The following is a 23,153-nucleotide window of genomic DNA, read 5'->3' on the forward strand; positions in this document are numbered from 1 at the left end:
AGATTGCTAAAAAAGATAGAAACAGGCAACACAGTACAGCCAATATCTTCAAGCCGATATGATTTAAAATCCCTTCACCTATTTTTTCAAGCATGGACATTGCTTAGATTATTTAACCTTTAGATGCAGTAATTCCCAATTGCGAAAACTTGTATTCCAACTTTCTAAAAAATGAGTAAGGGGGTAACATTCCGGTAAAGGTTTCAATCGTGAACCGGTCAGCGTGACACAAACATAAAACAAGCGGTGTATTACCAATGCGTTTCAGCAGGTCACGATAAGCCTCTTCATCATCCTCTTTCCAAACGGCTTGGGCATTTAAAACTAATACATTAACAGACGCATGATCTAGATAATCAGCGGGAACAGGTACTTTAGAGAGGTCTGCATGCACAACAAAGGTCAAGTCATTACCTAAAGATTGTATTTGTTCTAACAATCCACCCATAACCAAAAACTCTCTGGATGTCGCATTAAAATGTGTACCTTCTTCCAGAATTCCCACATGTAAACCTATATCCTGCCACTCCTTCATTATGCGCTGTTGCAAATCATGCGTATCGAGAAATGGATCTAACTTTAATATATTAATATAATTTGAAGGCTTTTGAGATGAATAATAGCCAAAAAGTTGATTAGCTATAGTTTTAGAAGCAATCTCTTCGATATCTTTCTGATAACGTCCAAGATTCTTTTTCGGAAATGCCCCCACTACTTTGCCTTTGGTGATACGTTCGGTCCTGAATTTATCGCGCAAGGTACGATCAAGTATTTCCAACAATAATACACAACCGAGCAAAAAAAACAAAGTGCCAAAATACGATCCAGCAACCAACATCTTGCGTTTTGTAGGCTTAGAATTTAGCGGAAATGTAGGCGGATTGATTACCTTAAGTGTCGCAGAATTCATTTCTATGCTTTTAAGTCTTAAACGTGCAGCATTTAGACCACCTAAAACAGCCAAATAGTTTTGTTCGGTAAAATTAATTCCTCGTTCCTGTCGCTTGAGCAAAGAACCTATAGGTGAATAATGCGAATACATGTTATCGAGCTCTTTTTTGAAATTGTTAACCACCTCAATCTCTGCCTGAGCCTGTTCCAACTTAAGAAGCTCGTCTACCCACAGCACCACATAATTTGCATTAGGATAGCCATTTCGTGTATATTTTTGACTGGAGTAATCACCAATAAAACCCTTAAAATCAGACTCTTGCTCTTTTAACTTAGATTTAAGTTTCAAGAGAGTATCATCCGGATTTTGTAAGGTTAAGAAACTCGAGTCAGCCTGATAGGATTCAATCTGAGAAATTGAATAATTGATATCGCCAATCTGTTTCAACTTCGCCAAAAACTGAGCATTATTCTTTATACTTTTAACGTTCTCCCCTATACCTACTTCCAATTGATTAATAGTAGCCTTTGCCTTATCACGTGCTGCCAGGGCATCCTGCTCTCGAATAGCATAATCTTTATCTAGCATAGTGATAGCCTCGGTCTGCTTATCATAATGTATTACGCGGTTACGCACATTAAAATTAGTAAGTGAATCCTCTTTTAAAAAAAGGTCCTTTCCAATTCTAGCAAGTTCCGCTTCAAAGTATTTAATTACATTATTGGTGTTGCCATATTGAAGAGTACGGTATTCATCAGCAAAAACCTCACTCAAAATATTCAGCGTCTGGTAGGTTATACCAGCATCATTATTTTCGTAAGTCACAGAAAGGATATCACTATTGTCGACCTGCTTAATTAGTAATTTTTTTAGTGCACCATAACTAAAGTATGGATGATTCCAATTGAATAGACCATAAACAAAATTATCAGCATCTACTTTTTCATAGTTCTTCAAATTTTCAACAGTCCGATCTTCGGATGATTTATCGATCAATTTTAATACCTCTTTTGGAGTTATTTTTAAAAGTTCTTTGTAATGTTCAGCAGAAATATAGACATTATCCTTACCTGGATCCCCATTAATCATGGATCGCGCAAATAAGCGGAGAGAAACTGTTCTTAGCGTTTCCTTGGAAGATATTGTATTAATAATATTCAGCAGCGAATTTTTTAATATATTCCAGTCTTGTGCCGTTGTTTGCGACAAATCGTTACCATTGGTAGAGATCACACCCGTATAAATTGTCATATCGGATTCATACTCTCTATTCATATGCCGTGTTTCGTAAATAACGATACCCACCACAAGCAATGGCAGGATAATCAACCACCACTTAAATCTATATAATGACTTAATGATATATATTAAAATCCCCATGCTACTTTGATATAATTTTTGTTTTACTTAAGATCTCCAAATGGAGCAATTCGCTTGTTATTGTGGTCTGTGTTAAGCGATATGCCTCATAGGCCTCCAGTTCCATCTTTTTTGCTGCATTCAAGTCAGCTATAGAAGCGTGACCATTTGCAAAATCTCCTTGCACCATCTCCAGCTGCGCGGCAGTAAGGGTTACATTCTCCATTTTTTTCTTAAGAACCGACATGGCATTGATAACCTTTACATAGGAATCAACGATACGTATCTTCTGCTCGTCAAACCATTTCTCCATTTCAAGTTCAGTTGAGCGGCGCTGCATTTTTTGTCTCTTAACTCGGTTACCACGATCAAAAAGATCATCAAAAGGAATAGCTACTACTGCATTTGTAAAAAAAGAATTTTGAACTGCACCAGAATATTGATAAAATAATGGTGTATATTGATCTGTAAACATAGAGTTTACTCCAATATTCCCATATTGCCACGACCCACCAACTTTAAAATACTTCAGCCAACTACGCTTTTCCGTCTTCAAAAGGTTGTCTTGTTCAGCCATCCTAGATACAAACATCTCTACACTTGGGCTTTTCTTTGCATTTTCAAAAAGTTCCTCCAAAGGTGGAAGTCCAACTTTAGTGTAATCGATGGCTTCAAGCATCTCAACGGTAAATTGGCTATAACAGCGATGCTGAACCACTATAAACAATATTAAAAAAAGAATCTTCTTCATCGTACTCACATCATACATCTGCTTTCTGAATAAAAGCAGAAAAAGTTTTAAATAATATCTTCAAATCCATCCAGATAGAATAATTTTTTGCGTAGATAATATCCAGATTTATTCTTTCCTCATCGGACATACTCCCATTATCGCCTCGTTTTTCTACTTGCCAAAGTCCTGTAATACCTGCCGGTGCCATAAAACGCTCTACGCTAGCATCGTTGGTTAGCATCTCTGCTTCATACAGCGGCAAAGGCCTATTACCGACAATGGACATATCGCCTTTAATCACATTAATTAGCTGAGGTAATTCATCCAAGCTATATTTACGCAAGATACGACCTATTTTAGTAACCCGTGGATCTTTCTCCAGTTTAAAAAACGCAGCTTTTCTATTTCTTTCCGTAGCACCAGAGTCCTCCATGATTTTATCGTCGCTGATAAGTAACTTATTCCATTCTACGTCCTGCAAATCTACTAAATCCACGTTAAGCTGCTTTTGTTCAACAACATCTGTATTAGAATTATTCGACTTTGCATATTGATTCATGGACAAGTATTCCTTTAATCTTTTGTCAGCATCTGCATACATTGATCTAAATTTATAAAAATCAAATGTATGATAACCTGCTCCTATACGTTTAGATTTATAAACTGCAGAACCTTTACTCTCAATCTTGATTAAAATATAAATTGCGATTAATAATGGAGAAAGTATAAAAATCAATGCAACAGCTACAATAATATCAAAGATTCGTTTACCAACAGGAATACTCATCTTAGTAAAGTCAAAATCTATTCCATAGGTAACTGGCTTTTGCGACAAGACCTCGAAATACAGGTGCAAATATTTCTTCATGGATAAAAAAACCTCTCTTGAAGCTTTCGAGTACATACTGTTGCTAAAACCAGCTTTCAAATACGCCTGCTTAACCTCCGAAGAAAAGTTATCACCTACGATAATAATAAACAGTTCAGGATAACGAGTAATTAATAAACTTAAACGATTAAGATCTTTTCCCAAATCGGCGCCTTGTTCATAAAAAACAACAGATAAGTGCTGATTCTCAGAGTTATGGAGATGTGAATTTAGCTCATCAAAAGAACTAAATTGTTTTAGACTTGTTGCTAATACTTCAGCAATATTTTCCTTGAAATGAGAAAATGTCTGTTGATCTTTTCCCAGATAGAAATAATCGGAGTAAAGCGACATTATTTGAGTGTTTTCTTGATTCGTAACTTGAGCTCTAATGGATTAAATGGTTTTAGAATAAAGTCTTCCGCGCCTAATTCCAATAGTTTAATTCGCGTGGTAGTACTATCTTCTCCAGAAAGGAAGATTACAGGAATATCATTCAGAAAAGCATTTTCCTTGAGCAACAGCAAAAAGTCATACCCATTCATCTCAGGCATATTGTAATCAGAAATTATAAGATCCACCTTATTATGCTCTTGCAACCAACTTAGCGCTGTTGCTGCATTGTCCATGTATTGAAAACAATAGTCCGAACCTAAATATAAACTTAACAGCTGTCCAATAGCAGATTTATCGTCAACAATTAATATTTTCTTTTTCATTAAATCTATCTAAAAGAAAAAGAGCCTTCATTGGTATATCTATTCCTTAATAGTACGAAAACAATCGTACAATCCTTACTAATTTGATAAAAGCTCTTTGATGTAAAATTATACTACGAGGTATTATATACTCACAGAGAAAAGTAGCACGTTGTAAATAATAAAAATTATTCCCTAACTAAGGGAATAATTTTTATTATTAATCCGTAGTTGTATACCAATCTTGATCAGTGGTACCCGCAGATTTTGCCCAACTCTCAAACTTACTGTAGACACCTGTTATACGCTTATATTCTGGCGGGTAGACAAAAGAGACGGGCACACATATTGCCCATGGGTAACCATCGTGCGATCTAAAAGGACTAGATTTGGACAACTGCATGACATTATCTGTCTGATGAAGAACCAATGATCGATTGATTTTATCAGTCGCATCATATCCTACCAAATGCACTTCATTTCTATTAGTTTTATAACCATTACTAATAATAAACGTATTTAACATATCATACGTAAAGTTATCTAATGGCGTATTGAATTCTATAGTAATTGCCGCATTAACTGGATTATATTCCCCTCCTTGCGTTGATATAAAGCCCGTATTTAATATCCCAAATGCTTTGTGCGCATCGTCACAAATAGAAACAACGGCATAAGTTTGACCCGATTCAATACCTTTTTCCGTCAATGGAATATTCACACCAACTAAACTTGACTGACTATATAGAACAGATTTCACATTGGCAACAGGAATTTTATCCAACTGGATTGCTGCAGCAAGACGTCTACTTGCACCAACTGAACGAATTTTGTTTTCAAGTTTTACCTTAGTAACTTTATTAGCTTCGTTTTGGTATTTTGTAATTTTAACATCTACAACAAAGTCATTCATATCGTAATCACCAAGGGAAGGCCAGTTATCTTCAAAAGCATATGAATATGTTCCTAAAACCACCTCTGGAACTACTTGATCACTTGGAGTACCTGGTGTTGGGTTATTATTACCACCAGCGTTACAATCTGTACTTACAATAACTACAGTGGATTGGTCATAAGGAACAAATGAAGCGGGCGAGGTAATAGTATAGTATCTATTCCACTGTCCATTTGCTGTATGATCAGAACAAGCAACCTCTAAATTACCAGAATACGAGATACCACCATTTGTAGACTGTGCAGACTGAACTTTCTTTAATCGAGCCAAAGCCTTAGTTGTACCTGTACCCTTAATTTTATTCTCGCTACTGGTAAATTGAGCTAAATCAGTTACATCCAAAATAGATGAAGCTGAAAGATTAAATTCCGAACCACTCGCTACCAAAGTCGCAGTCTTTAACATTGAACCTTCGAATATAAAATACTTTCCACCATTGGTATTTAATGTTTCAAATATTGTATGACACACTGCTTCCACAGTAGCATTGGTAATATCTCCTGTCTTAACATTTAATGTTCCTAGATTACGAATTAATCCTGTACTATTTGCTTTCATTTTAGCAACAGTAGCTGTACCTTTATTTATAAAATGCCCAGTACTTGGTATAGTGAATTCATCCGAAACAGTTAATGTTCCTTCATTCTCTATTTGTGTATTTTCTGATGATGCATTGAATTTTTTAACGTTCAATTTACCAGTACTAAAATTAATAAATGTGCCTCCACTAGACATCGAAAAATCATTGGTTACGTTTAAAGTACCTGCATTAAGGTAAGTCACCCCCGAACCATTTGACATCCCGAGGTTATTAGTTACAGTGGTCGTACCAAAATTCTGTAAATATCCTTGATTTCCTTGTTGGAAGTTAGCCATCTTTAAGGTACCACCATTCATGACTACAATTCCGTTATTGTTATTCACATCAAGTGCCCATTGGGAAGAAGCATCCCAAGTACCTTCAACATACACCTTTATATTTCCAACACCACTATTTAATGCCACAGAACCTGTAAAAGTTGTTCCTGCTTTTACAACAAATGCTTTATTCGCATTTACATCACTCCAGCCGTAGTTTGTATTTCCAACCAAAGGTACCGCATTAGCAGGAACTGTTACAGTCGGAATTGAAGTCATTGAAGTTGTTGTAGCAGCCTGAGAACTACCCGAACGAAAAACTACACCAGTGCGTAATTGCTTTCCTAAGGCAGGCGTAGATACACCAGCGAGAGAAGCTATTTTAGAAACAGTTAATGTATTAATGTTTTTAACAGCAAGCATAGTAACCGAAGTAATACCTACTGGAGAAGTTTCTTTCAGGTAAATATATTCTAATGCTGTAGGAATTGAAATCTGTCCAGTATAATCTTGGGTGCCTTTTGCAACACCTGCTGCCAATAAGTTGGCATTTTTACCAAAAACAGGATCATTATCAAAAAGTTCTACCTTGTAGAAATACTTTGCATTATATTTATCTTCAACGGAAATACGTACATCAATAGTCTTTGTAGACGACCAATTAAATGCCTCTGATATAACAAAATTACCATTAAATAAATTCGTATTTTCTCTTGGGGTCTCTTTATAAATATCCTCAATCTTAGAACAACTAGTGATACTTATTAAGGCAATTAAAACGAATGCAATATTTTTCATTTAAGTTTAGATTAAAGATGTCTAATAGCACTTTGGCTAACCAATAATATGGTCATCAAAGATAGAACTATTTTAATTAATCATCCACTGCTAATAAAGAATTTCAATGATTTGTAGCTGTTCTACTACAAATTATAACATCAATAAGCCCAAGATTATTTAACATTCTAGGCAAGGTCAACCCATAAAAAGGTCAAAGCATGACCATTATTTTACCTGTAAATTTGTATATTTCCCTCTTTGATACATAAAGGTTTCTTAGAGCGACACTGACAGAACTAATATGTTATTAAGCCAATTCGCCATTAAATTAATATGTTATTACACTAATTCTGGGTGCATTAAATAATTACAATTAACCTACAAAAAAATGATATTGATTAACAGTGAACCATTTTACTTGGTGAATAGAGGTAATAAAATTCTATAGTTTAGATTCTCTCAAGCCAATCGAAATTCTATCACTAAACTTTTAAAGGCATCAATATTCATCGGGCCAGCCAGTTTCTACAGAAAGTAAATTATCAAGAGTTTACTTCATTTTTTTGCTGCAAGCGGAGTTTATTTTCCTGAGAAGAGGATCTTCCCTCTAGATGCAGCATTCTAAATTCGGTAAATCTGTTACAGGTTGGTGAGAATTTGGTGTACACACCCGGGATATAGGAAGGTAAGTGTGAGTTAAAACCACAAAAGTTTCCGCTAGGGACGGCTCACGTAGAAAACGAGAAGCAAACGAATAGGGTTACAATTCTTTGGCGTACCAAAAGAATCAGCTATATTATCAAATTACAACATAAACAATTGATCCATTTACTTTTGCACTTATTATTTCAATAAAAAATCATGAATGATTGATAAAAAGACGTCCACTATAAATGCTCAGCTGCAAGTACTTTAGGTACTATATTACACCGCACTGTGAATAACCTTATGATTTACACAAATTAGGAAGGAAAAACTACCTTTTTGCAGACAGTGGTGAAAACAGCGCCGCGTGAAGCGATGATATACTCTCTTTTTTTGGGAGCTGCCCAAAGCATAAAGTAAAGCCATTTCAGTAGTGAAAGAACATCTTGGAAATATTATATAATTAAACCTACCCGTATTAAAAAGCTATATCCTCAAAACTTCAAAAACCAGCGAATCTTTAGGTTATTGACCGGATACATTGTGTACTGGCCATTGGTTCAGCTTGTAATCCAGATATACCTAAATGAATACGATCAAGTAGACATAAAAAAGGAAAATGGTTTATGCCAAAACGCGATTAGGTTTGACAATACATCAACTCCACCTTAAATTTGGTGATAGAATTAAAGCCTTCAGCGGCTCTAAATAGAAATATTTCCGATGGGGATCTATATCTATTTAGAGCTTACTGGCACAGTTTGCTTTATACTTCCCTTTGAACTTCCTCATAAAAAATTTATCTTACAACATCTTATAAAATAATTATTCTGAATAATTAGACACATGGAAATCTTTATTAACACTATTAATCATCTCAATTAGACGTCCTTTTATTCTCTTAGCCGTTTCAAATTCAACTGTAGTAGATTTTTTCTGCAAACTCTGTGTAGATATAAAATTTGCATTAGGAGTTTTAAAATGTCTTGCAAAGAACTCAAAAGTCTTCCCAACATTTTCTACCGGTAATATTTTATGTTTTATTAACAATCGTATAAAAAGACCTAATTGTGCTACAGGCATATTAATCTGTAATTTTTCATCATCGTTCCACAGTTTTCCATCTAAAACTTCTGCTCTTCTGACTTCTAGACGTTGAATAGCCGCCTCCCTCTTATCTTTATAAAAGGACTTAAGCATTTCTAAGATTGATTTTTGGTTAGGAAACAGGTAAACATTAGAATAATTTCTTATAGTATTTAATTTTTCCTCCATACTTATAAAAAAGTCTAGATGTTGATGTAAACTAGAATCTGGATTGATTATCGAATCATGTTTTTTCACAAAATAATCATAGAATAGATTACTATTAAATTCATATTGGATTAGTAAATTATCAATTTTAGAGGTATCTAAAATTTCGGTTTTTAGAATACAGGCGATTAATCCCGTTGCATACGAATACTCAATTTTTGTTATCTCTTTTCGAATTAATAATTTTTTAAGCTCATAAATGACAACCTCGGATACTTCATGATCTATATCCGAAATTGCAAATTTCGTTTTCAATTCATACAAACTACTATTGTAATTTACTTTTAAAGTAGAAAGTTTGAAATCTGAAATAGGCAATAAACTAACCATCTCTTTACTGAAAGGCTCACAGTAATCAATTATCTCTTCAATAGCATATAGTGTTTTAATATAAACATCTCTTACTTGTGCGTCTAAGTGAAAAGACTTTTTTTTGGACTTACGAAGTAAAGTCCAGTATACTTTATTGCTAATTATTAACATTTGCAACATGGTGAAGCGCCCCAATGTTACAGAAGAGTCAATAGATTCGATCAAATAAGACTTAAATCCACTAATTTCCATTTGAAATGATTCAAAAAAAATTTTATATGCATTTTTTTCAAATTTCTCATTACAACTGGAATCAGAACAAAACAATATTTCAATATCACGAAGCACTACGGAGAGTGTACTAGGTTTTAAAACCCCCATAATTTAAAATAAAATGGTTAACAAACTATTATTCAAACTTTTATTACGGACAGATGAAAAGTAAATCTTATCGCTAATTCTAAATTTTATAACGACATTATATTTACTGATGGAATCAAATTAAGATTATATATTTTCCTTAATCGACTAATTGATATCCTTTATACCGTTTCTAAGTTTTAATATTTTATCGGTAAGGTTTTTGAAATATTTTAGTCTATCTTTTTCTGAGCCAATACCTAAAGCCATAGATTTGTCCCGAGAGGATTTGAAAATATGATAATTATCCTTTAACACTCTACTGGAAACCATTGTTATACTATTAATTATATCCATTTTTAGCGATACACTTCTTAACTCATCATCCTGAATTATCATGAAACTTCTACCTAATGGAGAGGGTTTTACGAAAAAATCAAACCGCTTACCAGATGCCTTTTCTCCATTTGATGCGAGTTCTTTAAATTTTACGATGAGATCAAGTAAATCATCAAGCAATTTATTTTTAATATCAGGATTTGTGAACTTTTCCAATTCATCAAAATGTTCAATTTGCGCTAGAAAATTATCCACAACGCCATGATCCCAAATCTCTGTGCTTTCAAGATTTTCGTAGTGGAATGCGATTGATTGAAATATCGGCTCTAGATTGTATGTTTCCAAGCGCTTAACATATTCTTCGTATGTAAAATCTACTTTACTCATATCATATGCATAAACATAAAGCTTAAAATAAGTAAGTGAGGTGTAACGCATAAAATAAAAAATAGGGATATCATCTGCCTGAAATAATATCTTAGATCCTTCTATTTGAGAAGCATCAGATAATAGTTTATCTAAACCTAGTATATACTTGCGGTATTTTTCTAGATCGAGCATATCAAGTGGAGAGTATCTTACATACACATACTCAGGATTGTCATGAAATAATTCGTCGGGTCTAAGGTTAAAATGCTCAACTATTTTTTTCAACTTTTCGTAATCAATTAAAGTTGACCCGTAGTTCCATTTACTAGCTGCAGCATCACTTCTAAATAGCAATTCAGCTAATTTTTTATTCATTTCCAATTTGGTTTTAAATCTTTCTGCGATTAAATCAAATAGCTCTTTCTGACTTTTCATATATTAATTACGTGTTAATTTGATATTACTAAACGAAATTAGAACATTTAAAATTTTTCTAATTGCCCTCATCTTACTTTTATAACGTATAAAAATCTTCAAACATTTTATCTTCTTACAAATAAATTAAACAAAAAGTAAATAACTATAACAATATTACGTTACTCCTGCTGACTTTATAACATAATTACACAGTTAATAAACTTTAAAAAATAAGCTATAAAAAATTTATACAAACCACTCAAAAACAACAAATACAGATAACATAATGGCCTTTTTGTTAATAAATTTCTGGGATAACTTCGCCATAATAAATCAAAACTTATGTTATCCATACAAAAAAAAACAATAGAGGAAATCTTGGGTACACCAGAAAATAGATATTTTGGAAGTGGGTTTCGTTCTTTTAGTATAGATCTAAAGAACTTAGAGTTGTATACACATGAAATAAAAGGACAACTAACGGTCAACTATAATGGGCCGGATAGACCTAGGGGTGAAGAGCCTCATATTGGCAGTATTGAGTTTATGGCATTTAGTTCACGTATAGCCACATACATAATAAATAGACTATGCCGAGTAAATATCGCGGATACAGATCGAGCGTTCATTACAAAGTATTCAATACATCTTTCTCATACTATGGAAGTTGGTACCCATAACTTTTCTTGCAAACTCATAAGTACGACAACAGACAACAGTAGTTTGCAAGGTTACATCTCACTTTTGGAGATCCGTTTTGAAAATCATGCTCAAATTAAAGTAGAAATTGATCATCGCGGATATTTAATGTATAAGACCCTTCCTCTTGATCAATCTATTCCTTTCGAATTAGAGCAATTACATTCCATAGGTTATAAATCTACTGAAATAAATTTCTCACCACTTGAAATAGACATTCAAGCTAAAACTATTCAAGCAGAAGTAACCTACAGGTATCATTTTGAAGAAAATATTTTTCATGGTGTGGGTAGCGCAAGAAACAGTCTACTTGGTACGGATGCTACTCGCGTGTTTGGCCAACTTATGCAATCATTACTATATCAATTGAATAATAGTGATAGAATAAACTGTCAAAATATATGGTTGCGTAAAATGCATTTGGTACAAGCTAGGCCTACATTTAAAAAAAACATTAAAGCACATTTATTATTTGAAGATATTCGTGAGGTTAAATTAAATGGTAAATGTTGGAATCTTATCAGCTTAAATGGTGTAGTAGGCAATTACTCGGGATTTTTTGAAGTCGCATACGAATTAAACTAATATGAAAAGAATTGTTATAAGTGGTACTTACTGTACAGGTAAAACTACACTTAGCTTGGCTCTAGAAAGAGCTAGCGGAATTTCCTGTACTCATGCACTTACTATGCGTGAAATCCTTCCAAAGTTATTTCCAGGAAAAAATTTAAGAGATTGTAGCTATGCTGAACTAATATGTTTAGGAATGAAACGGTTTGAAGATAGAATTCGAAAAGAATCAGAATTAGGGAATAGTTTTATTTCTGATGGATGTCCTTTACAGGAATGGCTATATGGCAGTACACGGTTAATCACAGGAGCATACCCTGATGAATATCCATATAAAATACTATTAAAGAAATTTTTTAATTATAGATCGTACAAAGATTTCAAAAAGCTACTTAACGGCTTTGAGAGTATGGCTAAAGTCTATACCAAGAAAAAGTACGATATATTTTTTCATTTACCTGTTGAGTTTCCTTTTATAGCCGATGGACATCGACCTACTTCCGAGAAATTTCGAACTATTTCAGAAAACCGATTATTGGAAACTTATAGTAAAATGGGAATAGAAACAATCCTTATCCCAGGAAGTTTGCAAGAGCGACTGAGCAAAATTCTAGATGTATTAAAAATTGCCCCTAAACACGAAATATCAGATTGTATCGCTTATGCACATGAGTTTCGTAAATGTAAATTTGATAATGTTCGACTTGAACAATAATAAAAACATCCAGCAACTAAAAGCCGTTTACATCCATTGAAACTAGCTAAATGCAGACATTATAGATTCTATACATGTCCTTAAATTGACAACTTTTACTGAAGGAATATAATGATCTCAATTTGATATTATTTTCCTGAACATGGATTCTATTAAATCTATTTTTTTCACAAACGAACCGATATGAACAGAACCATAGCCTTCATTAATAAATACACTGATTTAAGTGAACAGGCCATAGATTTTTTATATACGTATGGTCGAATTCAAAAATATCGAAAAGGTGAAATTTTTGTCTTACAGCAAGAGTCTAACAATAGGAGTTGTTTGCTTTTAACTGGTCTTGTTGGATTTAGCATTATAAATGATAAAAATGATTCTGTATTAACTAGAATTATTACACCTATGAATTATTTTGTTGGTTGTAAACATATCTACAGTAATAAGGGGGCATTAGCAAATATTGAATTTCTAAAAGATAGTGAAGCATTTGTTCTTAACAACTTGCATCTACTTCAAGCCATTAGAAATTTTCGAGAATTTAGTTTAATATATAATATTCTTAAACAGAAGGATCTTGTGACATGTAATCACTATATTCATTTAAATAAAATTAAACATATTGATCGGCTAACCTATTTTTATAGCCATTTTCCAGAATTAAAAGAACAACTAACAGTCCGACAATTATGTTTATTACTTGGATTCTCAAATTCCAAACAATATTATTTTGCATTAGAAAAATACTATAAGAGTCAAGGATTTTAACTTCCTTATTAGTTACGTTATAAGCTTATCCTATAAAATAAGAAATTTTCCAGTAAAAACTGTACCCTATAGCCTACAATTCTAAATTTCATGCACTGTAATTTTGAGACTACAATTACTTGTAACTAAAGGTAGTCACAAATATAGACCTATGAAAACAAAAAAAATTATTGCAAATACAATTATAATCCTATTGCTACTTTTATGGATACCTGTATCTATTGATAAAATTATAAATTTCAGCAGTTTTAAAAGCGGCATATTTAAACAACCTTTGGAAGAGCCTATTGCATTATTTGTGATATATTCTCTACCCGCATTAGAGATTAGTACAGCAGTTTTACTCGTCATAGAAAAGTTTCGTACATCGGGGCTTATTGTTTCATCCATATTAATGTTTGCCTTTACTACATATGTAGCTTTGGCACTTCTTGGCACATGGGATAAACTACCCTGTGCATGTGGATCTGTTATTTCGTCGATGAGCTGGTATCAACATTTATGGTTTAACCTTTTTTTCTTAACAATAAGTGTTTGTGGATGGAGGCTGAACATAAATAGTAAACAAAATCAAGCCTCTATCATGCATAAAAAAGTTTTACGTAAAACATATTAGAGACCAAAAAACTACTGAGCCTTGATTCAAGGAAAAAAGGTAAAGGGTAAAGCTAGCCTAAAAGCTCTTATGACTATCCATGGTAACTTCTTGGCATCGTACAACAAAAAGAAGATTGCTGGATAACCCGGATTAAAGGACTAATAAAAAAATCAATATCAGTCTTTATTAATCAAATATTAATAAACAGGCAGACACTAATCTGCCAAAATTAAAAAATTATGAGAAATTCAAAAAATTATGCGATGATCTTGGTAGCCTTGGTTATTGCAACCACAAGTATGACATTAATGTCGTTTTCATTCAATAATGATTCACAAAATGATCTACATTGGTATGTTAAAGTTGATGGCCAATGGCAAGAGGATATAGAAGGTCAAAATCCTAGTCTAAGTTGTCCCGGAGGCACTCTTAATCCTTGTGCTAAAGGCTTCACTAGCCCCCCAACAGAACCTATTACTGATATGACACCCGCAACTGAAACCAGATATTTTGCGCCGTAAAGGTAAAATCAATTAACACACAAGTAATTTAATAACAATTGAGGGATACTATTTCAAAAATATGTATCCCTCAGTTTATTCAAAATATCTATCTCTAATTTACGATTACTTCCAACGGTAATGGCCAAACCCACCTTGAATCAGTTGGTAATAAGTCATACTGTTCATTTCCTACAATTCTAGTTAAAGTAATTTTACGACCTTCTATATTAAAACGACGTAAGTCGGACCACCGTAGCCCTCGAAATAACAACTCTTTTCTTCTCTCTTTTAAAATAAATTCTAAAAGCAGCTCATCGTCCAAAGTTGAGGCAGAATTATAAACAATGTTTTTATCCCATCTAGCTCTTAATAATTTATCCATATCTATAACGGCCGATTGAAAATCTCCTAATCTTGCATTACACTCCGCACGAATCAAAAGAATTTCGTCAACTGCTAAACCAGTAAAATAATGCTCATAACCAACAAAACTATAGCTGCCCTTAAATCTATAACCATCCTGATATTTTTGGAAAAAAATTTTTTTTCGTAAATCCCCCTCCTGATATTCCTTAAATAAATTTGAATCAACTTTAGCGAAAAAAGGATTTGTTGGATATATAACTCCGATTTCACTTAACATAGCGCTAAAATAAATCACCTCTTGATTGATCGGGTTTTCAAACCGAATTCCTTGGAAAGGACTTTGTAGATTGAAATTCACTAAATTAAAATCATACAATTTATTTTCTAGAGATAAACATGAATCAGCATAGTTTTTTGCCAAATTATATTCTGACATTGAAAGATATATTCGTGCCATCAAAGCAAATGCCGCTTGTTTTGATGGTCTTGCTTTATGTAAGGGGCTTTCATCTAATAAATTGATGGATTTTTTTACATCCATCACAATTCTATTATATGTTTCCTCTACAGTTGCTCTACTTAACTTTTCGTTAATATCAGCCTCCAATCTTAAAATAATTCCAGGTTCATTATTGGTTTGATCTTTTTTATATGGGTATGCAAAAACCTGAGAAAGCTGATGAAACATATAACCTCTGTGAAATAATGCTTGCCCCCTAATAAAATTACTCTCTTTACTTATTCCGTTTTTTTTCTCAAATTCATCAAGACCTACAAGTACAGTATTAGCAGATAAAACTGCTTTATAAGGTAATTCCCAATCTGTCACACTTTCACCAACATATGGCTGCTTATTCCATAAATAATAGTTTCTCATTTGCTCTCTAAAGGCACTGTTTAAATCTGAACTTGATAAATAGAAATTATCTGATCCTGATTCTCCCAATTGAGGAGTCACGCCTCTTGTTGCGGCACCGTTCATAGTTGCATCATAATCTAAAATTCTCTGGTAGTGTTCTAGTGTATTGGGAATAATAATAGATTTTTGAGGCCTTTCGTCTAAAAACTCTGATCTGCTACAGGAATTTGATAACAACATCCAGAGAATAAGTGAGAATAATAAAAATGTTTTCATAGCTTAAAATATTATATTGGTTCCTAAAGAAATTGATGGGCTTGGTTTAGGTATATTATTATAATAGGGATCTAAATTTTGTGAGTTATTCGTCCATAATATATTCATATTGGATACATATGCAAATAATCGTATGCTCTTAAACCTTTTATTTGAATTTATATTATATCCAAAATTCAGATCTTCTATACGTATATGATCTCCTTTTTCAACAAGTATCTCTGAATATTGGTAAAAGTTATCTCTATTTGAATTCGCTGGGTAGACCATAGATGGAACATTTGTTATTTTTTCATCCCCCTCTTTCTTCCAACGATTCGAATAATCTGCATGTCCAGAGAATCCATTAAATAGAACTGTATAAGAGAGGCTATTTCTACGGAAATAATAACCCCATTTATAGCTGATATTGATTGATAAATCAAAATTTCTATATTTTAAAGAGTTCAAAATTGATCCAAAATATGTGGGTTGTGCTGTCCCTTTAAAGACCAGTTCATCTAATGTGGAAGAGTTGTATATTGCATTATAATCTAAACTTTGACTACCGTTAACTAAACCAATAGGGTTTCCCGTTTTAGGATCTAATCCATCCCACTTTAATGCAAACACGCTAAATAAAGGCTTTCCGACAAGAGGATTAGCAAGCGAAACAGGGAGATAACTTCGTCCCACACTAGATATAGGCATTAAATATTTTTTCACCTTTCCTTTTGAATACCCAAAATTGAAAGTGGTGCTCCAATTAAGATTTTTCTGAATATTTATTGTATGCAATTGTACATCTAGCCCGTTATTATTCATATCAGCTATATTCATGTACATCGTAGTTACACCATAAGTTGGATCAACAGGTGTTTGAGCGAGTAAATCAGTTGCATATTTTTTATAAAAATCAACAGTACCTGAAATACGTCTGTTAAATATTGAAAAATCCAAACCTATATTTACCTGTTTAACATTTTCCCAAGCAAGGTTTTTATTTGGAGCTCCTCCCAATACACCCGTCGGTAGTTGATGTGAAAATCCACTATTAGCTAAGCTCATTGTGGTCAATGCAGATGCACTTCGAGAAATGTTTCCGTTTAAACCATAAGTAGATCTAAGTCTTAAATAAGTTAGAAAATCTGAATTAAAGAATGACTCATTGCTTACATTCCACATTCCTCCAATTGACCAAAGAGGAGTACCCTTCTGATTGGTATTTACTCCAAATAAGTTAGCCTCATCTTTTCGAAGACTTCCGGATAAGGTATACCGATTATCGTATGTATATGCAAAATTACCAAAGTATGATAGAAAATTATCACTATACTCATTATAATTCTCTAGCACGCTTATCCTACCTGTAGTTCCTGTTGTATTTCTTCTAAAGTTCGAAATCAAATCTACCGCCGAGGTAATATTCCCACTTTCTTGGGAATAACCAATATTTTGATTCTGAAAAATGGTGGTGAGTAACTTTTTGACTTCAAACCCAACTAGAGAACTTACAACATGTTTACCTTCAAAACTCTTATTAAAGTTCAATTGAATTCTTCCTTGGTGGGAACTAGTTTCTGAATTATTGGTATGCAGAATTGAACCTTTAGGAAATGGGTAGTTTGTTGCACCTGTAGTTCTATTAATTTGAGTAAAATCATTAATCAAATTACGAGTATAATAAGATTCCTCTTTATATAACCGTTCGAGACGATCCTGTTGGCTTTGAAATTGATATTTAATCGTTGCATTTAAATAATCGGAAATATTATATTTCGAGCCCACATTTAAAATATAGTCTCGTCTACTAACCGTATGCTGTTGATTATTTATTTCCTCAAGCGGTCGATAGTTCCAATCCATCAATTTATTATTACCAACGGTGTCAATGAATCCCTTACGTAACATCTGATATACAGGAAGAGATTCTCCATCCAAACTCTTAAAATTGGTGTATGGTGAAAAATTTGTTGATGAGCCCTGTGGTGAGTTATACCCATTATTATTGCCATTTTTTTCATTGACCATAAATAAATTTAGATTGGCATCAACAGAAAGTTTATTCGTAACCTTAAAAGAATTACCAGAGCGCAATGATATCCGTCTGTAGTTTTCTCCTACTAAATTGGATTTATTATTATTTACTCCGCCAGAGATATAATAAGTATTTATATCACCTTTACCACTAACATTCAAATTATAATGCTGATTTATTGACGTCCTATAGAAATACCTTTCAATATCACGTCTTACATCGTTAGTTTTCAATGATTCCAATTGAAGTTCTAGGTCAGCTGGATTTTGAATTAATAATTCAACAGCAGAAGGTATAGGTGTAAATCTTGAAGTTGCATTGGTTGGAGTTTTGGCAGCATTATATCTTCCATTTTCAAACAAAAAACGCTCTACCTCTATCCTATCACTTGAAGAAATCAATTGAATATTTTGGAGATCAGGTCGCGATGTTACTGTTGTGTTACCAACCAATTCAACTTTAGGTGAATTAGTTGTACCTCGCTTTGTTGTTATAACAATAACTCCATTTCCAGCACGCGCACCCCAAATGGATGCAGCCGCAGCATCTTTTAACACAGTGACAGACTCAATATCACTTGGATTAATATTATTGATATCTCCATCATATGGAAAATCATCTAACACAATTAATGGTTGCGCGTTTGCATTAATTGTACTTCTTCCTCTTATTAGGAATTTGTCGGTATTAGCAGCATCTCCATGATTAAAAATTAATCCAGGGGATAAGTTTTCTATTCGAGATAAAATATTAGAAGATACATTACGATTTAATAAATCCTTGTCTATAACATCGTAACTCCCTGTAGTTGTTCCCATTCGTACATTTTGATAACCAGTACTTACTACAACTTCTTCTATCACATCGAGATTTGCAACCATCACAATTCTATAATAACTAGCTTTGGATAAGTTATATCGAAATAGTTTAGTCTTGTAACCCAAAGCACTTAATTGAATGTATCCAGAATCAGCGGAAGAGCTTATTGAAAAATAACCATTTTTATCTGTAGTAACTATTGAATTAGAATTTGTTAACGACACATTTGCGCCTTCTAAAGGAACACTCTCATTGTTAATCAAATGGCCGCTCATTTTATTTTGCGCTAAAACTGAGTATGAACAAAAAGTTATTAGAGAAATTAAAAAATAGCTATACGTGTATTTTTTAATAAAAGAATGAGTAAATAACATAAGCAGTTTTATAAATTTAATGTATTATTAATTTGGCGAAATTGTTCATTAGGTGAAATTCGGTAAAACATTATTTTACGCTTCTCTTTTCTAAGATCAAGCCCATGACTTGAAAGAGTTTCTTTCAATTTTTCATAATCTGATTGCAACAAATTGTAATCAATATGACTAATTCTTATATTACTTGAGGTCTCGTTAATAAAGATTGGCTGGTCTGGCTTCCAAACAATAGAAAAATTTAGAAGTTTAATGAACGTATCAATAGAGTTTATACTCATTTGCTTCGTCTTATCATATGCTACTTTAGCATTTTGACCAGAAGTAATATTCTTATCAAACACAATAAAGCATTCCGTTTCAACAACAGAACTGTCTACTTTGAGTTTGAAAAAGTTATTCAGTTCGTTAATAACATACTGATTTATATTTGGTAAATCCTTATTTGCATATTTAAGCTGATAACAGTATAAATCTTTCTGGAAATAATCTATAATGCTGAATTGCTGATTTTCAAAATTAGTGCTAAGTAATATTCTATTATTTGGAACTTGTAATACATCTTGATACATAGTAACAATAGGCATATTTGTAAAGTACACCTTCGCAGTATCTCCTTTAGAAAATCTTCCCATAGAATATGGAATTCCTTCTATATGGCCTGTGAAAACTGATGAACTTAATATAGGTATCCCTAGAGTTTTACCCAATGAGGCTAAATCCGTTTCAGATGAATAATTCAGAATATCTTTTTTATGGCTTAGAGATAAATCCTGATCATTCAATACATTATCTATATTTTTAATGTTTGCATCTTTATGGCCAACAACAGCAATTACCTTATTGTCTTTAATCCATACTTGATGGGGGACAATTTTATGCGGAAAAAATTGTTTTAATAAGGAATCCTGAATAACCGATGATAGCTGCCATCTTTTTGTGACTAAACCTTCCACATCGCGTTTCTTTTGATATGTAATAGGTTGGATGTGAATTTTATTTCCATATAAATTCTGCAAATAGTTTAATGAATCTAAAGAGGTAATACATGGTGCACACCATGTTGCCCAGAAATCAAGTATTATTAACTCTCTATCTCTGTATTCAATTAGATTTATTTCATTTTTTCCTGTAGCTGTATTTATTGCATGCAATTTGGATTGCCATAATTCTTCTGGAATAGTATCCCCAACTTTTAAGGGCGAGATATTGATTTGATTAACCCTTACTTGTCCTAATAGTGGTATTATATTAATATTAATAAACAGGAATAAAAGAATAACAGTATGCAACAGTGGCCTATAGTTGCACTCCTTTGGGGAATAAATCGTTTTATTGTAATACTTTTTTGATTGAACTTCATAAATTTTTGAAGCAAGATACTTTACATATGTATCTAAATGACCTGATCTTTTTAAAAGATCTCTTTCGCTTAATACTTCATTCGATTCATGGAAATCAATATGCTTATGGGGTGATTTGAATCTTTCCTTGTTCTCTATTTTACTTCCAACAATAGGAAATAGAGGATCATTCTTGTAAAAATTATTCATTTTTCAAGTGTTTTAAATTGGCTAATTTTTTATATCAACGGGTAGAAGAAATAAATAGATTTTTCCTACGGAAAGGGATCTATTTAAAATTAAGGAGTCACTAATGTTCTAAAATCCAGCATTTTTAGTTATGAGATGAATCTATACATTAGGGGAAGTTTACCTTAATTCGTTAAGACAAATTTTGTCCCTAGATATAATTTGGATTACTCAGGAGCAGTAATTTTTAACTGGTAAATTTGATTTTTCATAACTCGTTCATTTGGTTAACGAGTCTTTTTACAACAGGCCTATTTTCACCAAAGGTGCGGAATCCAACCTGTTGAAGACGAGGCCCTGAGAAGCCTAAAAGCCAACAAGTGGACGCCGCACCTTTGGTGCAGACGTGTATTCCACTTATCGTCTTGGCTTAATCGAAAATTCTCAGGTTTCGTCCTCAAGACTCATAAGTGCGACACCTATAAGATGCCACAAATTTACTATATTTTATTTCAAAAACAATTACATTAACGTTTTTGATTATATTTGAAATAATTTATATTACAAATATTTAAATTCTTTTAATACAAACAAATAGCTATTAGTTATAATAATATAACTATACGTTATATTTGGTTATAAAAATTATTATTATAATGACTTCTGGAACGAAAATCCGTTTAATAAGAGAACAAAAAGGATGGGATCAAGGATCACTAGCAAAAGAACTAGGAATTTCACAACCCGCTCTCTCTAAAATTGAATCTGATCAAACAAAACTATCTTGGGATCATGCATTGAAATTAGCAGATGTTTTCGATGTTGATCCTGAATATTTCTTTGATTCGAATATTAATAACTATATTTCAAATAACCAAAAAGTGAATCAATTATATAATTCCGATTATCATGATAACAACATTGATTTCATTAAAGGATTATACGAATCTCAGATAAAACTTAAGGATGAGTTACTTCAAGAAAGATATGAACGCATTCTAGAATTAAAAAATCTTGTAGAGGATTTAAAATCTGAGTTGAGTAGCTACAAGAAAATATAAAAGTCGACTCTTAAAAGACAAATTTGATTTAATACTTTTGTCTATTTACATGACAAAAATTGTAATAAATTGATGTTTAACTTGTTGAATCCTGACAATAAACATTCTGTGATATAATCAAGGCCGTATTTGATTATTGACACGGCTTTTCTTTGATGTTTCTTGATTTTAATGGTTCGAATCTGGGTATGAATATATTCTCCAACTTTGTAGCACCACAGGCATGCTATCATCGTAAGCATGAACAATTTTTTAAGGCGGTCCAAGTCAGTGGCATGGGTATCTTCTATATTGAACCCGCTAGATTTCATAAATTTGAATAGTGTCTCGATATTCCAGCGCCGCCTATAATATTCCAGTGCCTGCTGTGGTTTATTGAATGATACCAGTATTAAAAATTCAACTTTTCCATCGATCACAGTTTTAGTAGCTGATAGGTGACATAATTGACCGTGCATTTCTACAATATGCTGGTAATGTCTGAATTCCCTGCTATTAAGGTTGTTAAACAAGTGCCATACCGTTATTTCTTTTAGTTTTCTAGGCAAGAACACCTTAAAGTTAAATACTTACAACAAAATATCAAAAGCTAATGCATAATCTAGGTTAAAACTTTTACGGCCAACGACACGCTCAGGGTAAATAAAATACTTTTTTGCTGTAGGAATATGCAGTGCTTAACCGATAAGTAATCTGCGTAAATATTCGACATCCACCTGCTTGTGGATGTCCAGTTCAAACCCGCCAACACGAAGGCTTGCAAAAGGCACAGCATCTGGAATATGGACAGCAGATTCAATACCGTTTGCAAATGGCCCCTCTTCTGGATGGATTGCCACAAACCTCGAACTTTTGGAATATTTACCATGATGCTTTTCAGCTTTAAGCCAGGCGTAAAAACTGCCTAAGGCAACACCACGGCCTTTACAAAATTCATCTGTAGTCAAGTCATTTTATCTTTTGATCCTTGAAATCCTGCAATATACCATAGATCTTTATAGTGCTGCGATGAACTATCTGACGTATCTTTTTCTTTTCCATTTTCATTGTAATCCTAATGTGAAAACAAAATTAGAAGATAATAAAAAGTTGTAAAGATG

18 protein-coding genes are annotated in these 23,153 nt (G+C 33.0%); 6 read left to right on the forward strand and 12 right to left on the reverse strand.

What is annotated here, in order from left to right:
* Positions 1 to 112: 112 nt before the first annotated feature.
* The 7 genes from GOQ16_RS07155 to GOQ16_RS07185 form a co-directional block, all read right to left on the reverse strand.
* A complete protein-coding gene (locus GOQ16_RS07155; protein WP_160068665.1) occupies positions 113 to 2,167 on the reverse strand; it encodes a GumC domain-containing protein in 2,055 nt (684 codons plus the stop codon).
* 106 nt (positions 2,168 to 2,273) lie between these two features.
* Positions 2,274 to 3,002, reverse strand: coding sequence for a TolC family protein (locus tag GOQ16_RS07160; protein ID WP_204987443.1), 729 nt, complete (start codon positions 3,000 to 3,002; stop codon positions 2,274 to 2,276).
* A gap of 10 nt (positions 3,003 to 3,012) precedes the next feature.
* Positions 3,013 to 4,206: a sugar transferase gene (locus GOQ16_RS07165; RefSeq protein ID WP_160068667.1), complete on the reverse strand. Its 1,194-nt coding sequence runs from the start codon at positions 4,204 to 4,206 to the stop codon at positions 3,013 to 3,015.
* Positions 4,206 to 4,571 (reverse strand): response regulator, encoded by a 366-nt coding sequence (locus tag GOQ16_RS07170; RefSeq protein WP_160068668.1) that lies wholly within the window; start codon positions 4,569 to 4,571, stop codon positions 4,206 to 4,208. The genes GOQ16_RS07165 and GOQ16_RS07170 overlap by 1 nt, the downstream gene beginning before the upstream one ends.
* A gap of 199 nt (positions 4,572 to 4,770) precedes the next feature.
* Positions 4,771 to 7,161 carry an LruC domain-containing protein gene (locus GOQ16_RS07175; protein ID WP_160068669.1) on the reverse strand — a complete coding sequence of 797 codons (2,391 nt, stop codon included), beginning with the start codon at positions 7,159 to 7,161 and terminating at the stop codon, positions 4,771 to 4,773.
* A 1,452-nt stretch (positions 7,162 to 8,613) separates the two neighbouring features.
* Positions 8,614 to 9,795 (reverse strand): hypothetical protein, encoded by a 1,182-nt coding sequence (locus GOQ16_RS07180; RefSeq protein ID WP_160068670.1) that lies wholly within the window; start codon positions 9,793 to 9,795, stop codon positions 8,614 to 8,616.
* Between the two features lie 147 nt (positions 9,796 to 9,942).
* Positions 9,943 to 10,917, reverse strand: coding sequence for a hypothetical protein (locus tag GOQ16_RS07185; RefSeq protein WP_160068671.1), 975 nt, complete (start codon positions 10,915 to 10,917; stop codon positions 9,943 to 9,945).
* 324 nt (positions 10,918 to 11,241) lie between these two features.
* Between GOQ16_RS07185 and GOQ16_RS07190 the strand changes: the two genes are divergently transcribed.
* The 5 genes from GOQ16_RS07190 (at position 11,242) to GOQ16_RS07210 (ending at position 14,770) form a co-directional block, all read left to right on the forward strand.
* A complete protein-coding gene (locus GOQ16_RS07190) occupies positions 11,242 to 12,183 on the forward strand; it encodes an AvrD family protein (RefSeq protein WP_160068672.1) in 942 nt (313 codons plus the stop codon).
* Between the two features lies 1 nt (position 12,184).
* Positions 12,185 to 12,883, forward strand: coding sequence for an ATP/GTP-binding protein (locus GOQ16_RS07195; RefSeq protein ID WP_160068673.1), 699 nt, complete (start codon positions 12,185 to 12,187; stop codon positions 12,881 to 12,883).
* 183 nt (positions 12,884 to 13,066) lie between these two features.
* Complete coding sequence (locus tag GOQ16_RS07200; RefSeq protein ID WP_160068674.1) at positions 13,067 to 13,651, forward strand: cyclic nucleotide-binding domain-containing protein; 585 nt, start codon at positions 13,067 to 13,069, stop codon at positions 13,649 to 13,651.
* A 151-nt stretch (positions 13,652 to 13,802) separates the two neighbouring features.
* A complete protein-coding gene (locus GOQ16_RS07205; RefSeq protein ID WP_160068675.1) occupies positions 13,803 to 14,267 on the forward strand; it encodes a MauE/DoxX family redox-associated membrane protein in 465 nt (154 codons plus the stop codon).
* Between the two features lie 221 nt (positions 14,268 to 14,488).
* The gene (locus GOQ16_RS07210; protein ID WP_149913414.1) at positions 14,489 to 14,770 is read left to right on the forward strand and encodes a hypothetical protein; all 282 of its coding nucleotides are present in this window, start codon (positions 14,489 to 14,491) and stop codon (positions 14,768 to 14,770) included.
* A 94-nt stretch (positions 14,771 to 14,864) separates the two neighbouring features.
* Here the strand turns inward: GOQ16_RS07210 and GOQ16_RS07215 are convergent, their stop codons facing one another.
* From GOQ16_RS07215 to GOQ16_RS07225, 3 genes are all read right to left on the reverse strand, one after another.
* On the reverse strand, positions 14,865 to 16,253 hold the full coding sequence (locus GOQ16_RS07215) for a RagB/SusD family nutrient uptake outer membrane protein (RefSeq protein ID WP_149913415.1): 1,389 nt from the start codon (positions 16,251 to 16,253) through the stop codon (positions 14,865 to 14,867).
* Between the two features lie 3 nt (positions 16,254 to 16,256).
* Positions 16,257 to 19,364: a SusC/RagA family TonB-linked outer membrane protein gene (locus GOQ16_RS07220; protein WP_160068676.1), complete on the reverse strand. Its 3,108-nt coding sequence runs from the start codon at positions 19,362 to 19,364 to the stop codon at positions 16,257 to 16,259.
* 107 nt (positions 19,365 to 19,471) lie between these two features.
* Positions 19,472 to 21,013 (reverse strand): TlpA family protein disulfide reductase, encoded by a 1,542-nt coding sequence (locus tag GOQ16_RS07225; RefSeq protein ID WP_160068677.1) that lies wholly within the window; start codon positions 21,011 to 21,013, stop codon positions 19,472 to 19,474.
* 635 nt (positions 21,014 to 21,648) lie between these two features.
* Here GOQ16_RS07225 and GOQ16_RS07230 point away from each other — a divergent pair.
* Entirely contained in the window at positions 21,649 to 22,053 is a 405-nt protein-coding gene (locus GOQ16_RS07230; RefSeq protein ID WP_160068678.1) for a helix-turn-helix transcriptional regulator, read from the forward strand.
* A gap of 41 nt (positions 22,054 to 22,094) precedes the next feature.
* On the opposite strand, the gene GOQ16_RS18135 is transcribed toward GOQ16_RS07230, so the two are convergent.
* Together GOQ16_RS18135 and GOQ16_RS07240 are read right to left on the reverse strand one after the other, a co-directional pair.
* Positions 22,095 to 22,511, reverse strand: a complete 417-nt coding sequence (locus tag GOQ16_RS18135) for a transposase (RefSeq protein WP_369073898.1) — start codon at positions 22,509 to 22,511, stop codon at positions 22,095 to 22,097.
* Positions 22,512 to 22,730: 219 nt separating this feature from the next.
* Positions 22,731 to 23,000 carry a hypothetical protein gene (locus tag GOQ16_RS07240; RefSeq protein WP_160068680.1) on the reverse strand — a complete coding sequence of 90 codons (270 nt, stop codon included), beginning with the start codon at positions 22,998 to 23,000 and terminating at the stop codon, positions 22,731 to 22,733.
* Positions 23,001 to 23,153: the final 153 nt, after the last annotated feature.

It is taken from the genome of Sphingobacterium bovisgrunnientis (assembly GCF_009829085.1).
GTDB classification, from domain to species: domain Bacteria; phylum Bacteroidota; class Bacteroidia; order Sphingobacteriales; family Sphingobacteriaceae; genus Sphingobacterium; species Sphingobacterium bovisgrunnientis.

Bases quoted from the DNA above. Each gene is read 5' to 3' on its own strand.
- GOQ16_RS07155 (WP_160068665.1), bottom strand. From the start codon at position 2,167: ATGAATAGAGAGTATGAATCCGATATGACAATTTATACGGGTGTGATC.
- GOQ16_RS07160 (WP_204987443.1), bottom strand. From the start codon at position 3,002: ATGAAGAAGATTCTTTTTTTAATATTGTTTATAGTGGTTCAGCATCGC.
- GOQ16_RS07165 (WP_160068667.1), bottom strand. From the start codon at position 4,206: ATGTCGCTTTACTCCGATTATTTCTATCTGGGAAAAGATCAACAGACA.
- GOQ16_RS07170 (WP_160068668.1), bottom strand. From the start codon at position 4,571: ATGAAAAAGAAAATATTAATTGTTGACGATAAATCTGCTATTGGACAG.
- GOQ16_RS07175 (WP_160068669.1), bottom strand. From the start codon at position 7,161: ATGAAAAATATTGCATTCGTTTTAATTGCCTTAATAAGTATCACTAGT.
- GOQ16_RS07180 (WP_160068670.1), bottom strand. From the start codon at position 9,795: ATGGGGGTTTTAAAACCTAGTACACTCTCCGTAGTGCTTCGTGATATT.
- GOQ16_RS07185 (WP_160068671.1), bottom strand. From the start codon at position 10,917: ATGAAAAGTCAGAAAGAGCTATTTGATTTAATCGCAGAAAGATTTAAA.
- GOQ16_RS07190 (WP_160068672.1), top strand. From the start codon at position 11,242: ATGTTATCCATACAAAAAAAAACAATAGAGGAAATCTTGGGTACACCA.
- GOQ16_RS07195 (WP_160068673.1), top strand. From the start codon at position 12,185: ATGAAAAGAATTGTTATAAGTGGTACTTACTGTACAGGTAAAACTACA.
- GOQ16_RS07200 (WP_160068674.1), top strand. From the start codon at position 13,067: ATGAACAGAACCATAGCCTTCATTAATAAATACACTGATTTAAGTGAA.
- GOQ16_RS07205 (WP_160068675.1), top strand. From the start codon at position 13,803: ATGAAAACAAAAAAAATTATTGCAAATACAATTATAATCCTATTGCTA.
- GOQ16_RS07210 (WP_149913414.1), top strand. From the start codon at position 14,489: ATGAGAAATTCAAAAAATTATGCGATGATCTTGGTAGCCTTGGTTATT.
- GOQ16_RS07215 (WP_149913415.1), bottom strand. From the start codon at position 16,253: ATGAAAACATTTTTATTATTCTCACTTATTCTCTGGATGTTGTTATCA.
- GOQ16_RS07220 (WP_160068676.1), bottom strand. From the start codon at position 19,364: ATGAGCGGCCATTTGATTAACAATGAGAGTGTTCCTTTAGAAGGCGCA.
- GOQ16_RS07225 (WP_160068677.1), bottom strand. From the start codon at position 21,013: ATGAATAATTTTTACAAGAATGATCCTCTATTTCCTATTGTTGGAAGT.
- GOQ16_RS07230 (WP_160068678.1), top strand. From the start codon at position 21,649: ATGACTTCTGGAACGAAAATCCGTTTAATAAGAGAACAAAAAGGATGG.
- GOQ16_RS18135 (WP_369073898.1), bottom strand. From the start codon at position 22,511: ATGCACGGTCAATTATGTCACCTATCAGCTACTAAAACTGTGATCGAT.